Below are 5,536 nucleotides of genomic sequence, written 5' to 3'. Positions count from 1 at the left end.
ATTTAAAAGCTGGCGATGACTTACTCTCACATGGCAAGTGCCACACTACCATCAGCGCTAAGAGGTTTCACTTCTGAGTTCGGGAAGGGATCAGGTGGTTCACTCTTGCTATTGTCGCCAGCAAACTGTTTATGGATACTTGCTTTGGTCTTATGTAATGCCAAGGCTTTTTCCAAATGAGTGATTAACGGATTAGTTAATTGAGTCGTATTGTAACCAGTTTCTACACTAAATCAAGTTATGTATTGAATTTATCTTGAATACAACAACTGTTTGGGTGTTGTATAGTCAAGCCTCACGAGCAATTAGTATTGGTCAGCTTCACACGTCACCGTGCTTCCACACCCAACCTATCAACGTCCTAGTCTCGAACGGCTCTTTAGAGGAATAAATTCCTAGGGAAATCTTATCTTGAGGTAGGCTTCCCGCTTAGATGCTTTCAGCGGTTATCCCTTCCGAACATAGCTACCCGGCGATGCGACTGGCGTCACAACCGGTACACCAGAGGTTCGTCCACTCTGGTCCTCTCGTACTAGGAGCAGATCCTCTCAAATTTCCAGCGCCCACGGTAGATAGGGACCGAACTGTCTCACGACGTTCTAAACCCAGCTCGCGTACCTCTTTAAATGGCGAACAGCCATACCCTTGGGACCTGCTTCAGCCCCAGGATGAGATGAGCCGACATCGAGGTGCCAAACACCGCCGTCGATATGAACTCTTGGGCGGTATCAGCCTGTTATCCCCAGAGTACCTTTTATCCGTTGAGCGATGGCCCTTCCATACAGAACCACCGGATCACTAAGACCTACTTTCGTACCTGCTCGACTTGTGGGTCTCGCAGTTAAGCGCGCTTTTGCCTTTATACTCTACGCGTGATTTCCGACCACGCTGAGCGCACCTTCGTACTCCTCCGTTACTCTTTAGGAGGAGACCGCCCCAGTCAAACTACCCACCAGACATGGTCCTCGCCCCGGATTACGGGGCAGAGTTAGAACCTCAACATTACCAGGGTGGTATTTCAAGGACGGCTCCATTAGAACTAGCGTTCTAACTTCAAAGCCTCCCACCTATCCTACACAAGTAAGGTCAAAGTTCAATGTCAAGCTGCAGTAAAGGTTCACGGGGTCTTTCCGTCTAGCCGCGGGTACACTGCATCTTCACAGCGATTTCGATTTCACTGAGCCTCTGCTGGAGACAGCGCCGCCATCATTATGCCATTCGTGCAGGTCGGAACTTACCCGACAAGGAATTTCGCTACCTTAGGACCGTTATAGTTACGGCCGCCGTTTACTGGGGCTTCGATCAAGAGCTTCGCTTACGCTAACCCCATCAATTAACCTTCCAGCACCGGGCAGGCATCACACCCTATACGTCCACTTTCGTGTTTGCAGAGTGCTATGTTTTTAATAAACAGTTGCAGCGGCCTGGTTTCTGTGGCTGCCAACAGCTCAGGGAGCAAGTCCCATCACCGTCAGCAGCGTACCTTCTCCCGAAGTTACGGTACCATTTTGCCTAGTTCCTTCAGCAGAGTTCTCTCAAGCGCTTTGGTCTACTCGACCTGACCACCTGTGTCGGTTTCGGGTACGATTCCTGTGTAACTGAAGCTTAGAGACTTTTCCTGGAAGCATGGTATCAGCCACTTCACTGTACAAGTACAGCTTGCTATCAGCTCTCAGCATAGAGCACCCCGGATTTGCCTAAGATGCATGCCTACAGCCTTCCACCTGGACAACCAACGCCAGGCTGACTTAACCTTCTCCGTCCTCTCATCGCATTACACAGAAGTATTGGAATATTAACCAATTTCCCATCGACTACGCCTCTCGGCCTCGCCTTAGGGGTCGACTCACCCAGCCCCGATTAACGTTGGACTGGAACCCTTGGTCTTTCAGCGAACGGGTTTTTCACCCGTTTTGTCGTTACTCACGTCAGCATTCGCACTTCTGATACCTCCAGCATACTTCTCAATACACCTTCATCGGCTTACAGAACGCTCCCCTACCACGTATACATAGTATACATCCGCAGCTTCGGCACATAGTTTTAGCCCCGTTACATCTTCCGCGCAGGCCGACTCGACTAGTGAGCTATTACGCTTTCTTTAAAGGGTGGCTGCTTCTAAGCCAACCTCCTAGCTGTCTATGCCTTCCCACATCGTTTCCCACTTAACTATGATTTTGGGGCCTTAGCTGGCGGTCTGGATTGTTTTCCTCTTGACTACGGACGTTAGCACCCGCAGTCTGTCTCCCGGATAGTACTCATTGGTATTCGGAGTTTGCATCGGTTTGGTAAGTCGGGATGACCCCCTAGCCGAAACAGTGCTCTACCCCCAATGGTATTCGTCCGAGGCGCTACCTAAATAGCTTTCGGGGAGAACCAGCTATCACCAGGCTTGATTAGCCTTTCACCCCTATCCACAAGTCATCCCCTGGCTTTTCAACGACAGTGGGTTCGGTCCTCCAGTTAGTGTTACCCAACCTTCAACCTGCTCATGGATAGATCGCCTGGTTTCGGGTCTATACCCAGCAACTAAACGCCCTATTAAGACTCGATTTCTCTACGGCTCCCCTATTCGGTTAACCTCGCTACTGAATATAAGTCGCTGACCCATTATACAAAAGGTACGCAGTCACACCACGAAGGTGCTCCCACTGCTTGTATGCATGCGGTTTCAGGATCTATTTCACTCCCCTCACAGGGGTTCTTTTCGCCTTTCCCTCACGGTACTGGTTCACTATCGGTCAGTCAGGAGTATTTAGCCTTGGAGGATGGTCCCCCCATATTCAGACAAGGTTTCACGTGCCTCGCCCTACTCGTCATCATTATGTGTGCCCTTTCGTGTACGGGAATATCACCCTCTACGTTCGCACTTCCCAGAGCGTTCCACTAGAACACACATAACTTAATGGGCTGCTCCCCGTTCGCTCGCCGCTACTAAGGGAATCTCAATTGATTTCTTTTCCTAAGGGTACTGAGATGTTTCACTTCCCCTCGTTCGCTTCATAAGCCTATGTATTCAGCTTATGATACCCGCCTTGTAGCGGGTGGGTTCCCCCATTCAGAAATCTCCGGATCAAAGGATATTTGCCGCCTCCCCGGAGCTTTTCGCAGGCTATCACGTCTTTCATCGCCTCTGACTGCCAAGGCATCCACCACATGCACTTAATTACTTGACTATACAACCCCAAACAGTCGTTACACCTACAAGTGGGTGTAGCAACAGAATCAATGTAAACATTAATTCATACAGCTTGTTGTTTCGTGAACTTAATCACCGTACAGCTTCAATCTAAATTCATATACCAAAACGCTTGATTCAGTGTTTTTGCTAGTTCTCAGATTAATTCTTCATCTAACTGAAATACTTGCGTATTACTGTTAGTGTTAAATTAATCGAGTTTGAACAATTTATTTCAGACTCAATTCTACTAATCTGTTAATGATTAACTACCACCTCGTCGGTGCGTAGTAAACTGTGATAAATCACAGAGATTAATAAACCAGTCAATTCAGACCGTATTTACTAAACTCTATAATCTATTTAGCTCAGAATTACTCAGTAATTCATGGTGGAGACTAGGAGAGTCGAACTCCTGACCTCCTGCGTGCAAAGCAGGCGCTCTACCAACTAAGCTAAGTCCCCAGCTTACAATCATAATGAACGATATATCTTAATCTCAGCTTCAGCTATCAGATTTGGTGGGTCTGACAAGACTTGAACTTGTGACCCCACGCTTATCAAGCGTGTGCTCTAACCAACTGAGCTACAGACCCTCAGATACATCTTCGAAGAACAACTTGTTGTGGATTCTTACCAGTCACCAATCTTTCGTTAAGGAGGTGATCCAGCCGCAGGTTCCCCTACGGCTACCTTGTTACGACTTCACCCCAGTCATCGGCCACACCGTGGTAACCGCCCTCTTTGCAGTTAGGCTAGCTACTTCTGGTGCAACAAACTCCCATGGTGTGACGGGCGGTGTGTACAAGGCCCGGGAACGTATTCACCGCGGCATTCTGATCCGCGATTACTAGCGATTCCGACTTCATGGAGTCGAGTTGCAGACTCCAATCCGGACTACGATCGGCTTTTTGAGATTAGCATCCTATCGCTAGGTAGCAACCCTTTGTACCGACCATTGTAGCACGTGTGTAGCCCTGGCCGTAAGGGCCATGATGACTTGACGTCGTCCCCGCCTTCCTCCAGTTTGTCACTGGCAGTATCCTTAAAGTTCCCATCCGAAATGCTGGCAAGTAAGGAAAAGGGTTGCGCTCGTTGCGGGACTTAACCCAACATCTCACGACACGAGCTGACGACAGCCATGCAGCACCTGTATCTAGATTCCCGAAGGCACCAATCCATCTCTGGAAAGTTTCTAGTATGTCAAGGCCAGGTAAGGTTCTTCGCGTTGCATCGAATTAAACCACATGCTCCACCGCTTGTGCGGGCCCCCGTCAATTCATTTGAGTTTTAGTCTTGCGACCGTACTCCCCAGGCGGTCTACTTATCGCGTTAGCTGCGCCACTAAAGCCTCAAAGGCCCCAACGGCTAGTAGACATCGTTTACGGCATGGACTACCAGGGTATCTAATCCTGTTTGCTCCCCATGCTTTCGTACCTCAGCGTCAGTATTAGGCCAGATGGCTGCCTTCGCCATCGGTATTCCTCCAGATCTCTACGCATTTCACCGCTACACCTGGAATTCTACCATCCTCTCCCATACTCTAGCTTCCCAGTATCGAATGCAATTCCCAAGTTAAGCTCGGGGATTTCACATCCGACTTAAAAAGCCGCCTACGCACGCTTTACGCCCAGTAAATCCGATTAACGCTCGCACCCTCTGTATTACCGCGGCTGCTGGCACAGAGTTAGCCGGTGCTTATTCTGCGAGTAACGTCCACTATCCTAAAGTATTAATCTAGGTAGCCTCCTCCTCGCTTAAAGTGCTTTACAACCAAAAGGCCTTCTTCACACACGCGGCATGGCTGGATCAGGCTTGCGCCCATTGTCCAATATTCCCCACTGCTGCCTCCCGTAGGAGTCTGGGCCGTGTCTCAGTCCCAGTGTGGCGGATCATCCTCTCAGACCCGCTACAGATCGTCGCCTTGGTAGGCCTTTACCCCACCAACTAGCTAATCCGACTTAGGCTCATCATTTAGCGCAAGGTCCGAAGATCCCCTGCTTTCTCCCGTAGGACGTATGCGGTATTAGCATTCCTTTCGGAATGTTGTCCCCCACTAAATGGCAGATTCCTAAGCATTACTCACCCGTCCGCCGCTAGGTCAGTTACCGAAGCAACCTTCCCCGCTCGACTTGCATGTGTTAAGCCTGCCGCCAGCGTTCAATCTGAGCCATGATCAAACTCTTCAGTTTAAAATCATTAGTAGCTTATGGCTACAAATCTTGGCTCATCAATTACTGACTTAATATTTGCTCAAATAAACTTCGAGAAATTTAAACCAATTAATCAATGAAATATTTTCGATCGATCAACCAGTAAAAATCCACACAAGTTGTTCTTCTATTCTCTTAATGATCT

2 tRNA genes and 3 rRNA genes are annotated in these 5,536 nt (G+C 48.8%); all 5 read right to left on the bottom strand.

Annotated elements, in window-relative coordinates:
- Nucleotides 1-7: 7 nt before the first annotated feature.
- Nucleotides 8-122: ribosomal RNA gene (rrf, locus tag MSG93_RS19135) — 5S ribosomal RNA — on the bottom strand.
- Between the two features lie 162 nt (nt 123-284).
- A 23S ribosomal RNA gene (locus MSG93_RS19130) occupies nt 285-3,176 on the bottom strand.
- A 391-nt stretch (nt 3,177-3,567) separates the two neighbouring features.
- Nucleotides 3,568-3,643, bottom strand: a tRNA-Ala gene (locus MSG93_RS19125).
- A 54-nt stretch (nt 3,644-3,697) separates the two neighbouring features.
- Nucleotides 3,698-3,774, bottom strand: a tRNA-Ile gene (locus MSG93_RS19120).
- Between the two features lie 59 nt (nt 3,775-3,833).
- Nucleotides 3,834-5,370 (bottom strand): 16S ribosomal RNA (locus MSG93_RS19115).
- Together the 16S, 23S and 5S rRNA genes with 2 tRNA genes alongside form the textbook arrangement of a ribosomal RNA operon.
- Between the last annotated feature and the right edge of the window lie 166 nt (nt 5,371-5,536).

The sequence above is a fragment of the Acinetobacter sp. IK40 genome, from assembly GCF_035615075.1.
GTDB lineage: Bacteria > Pseudomonadota > Gammaproteobacteria > Pseudomonadales > Moraxellaceae > Acinetobacter > Acinetobacter courvalinii.
This window is presented reverse-complemented; position numbering and strand designations above follow the sequence as displayed.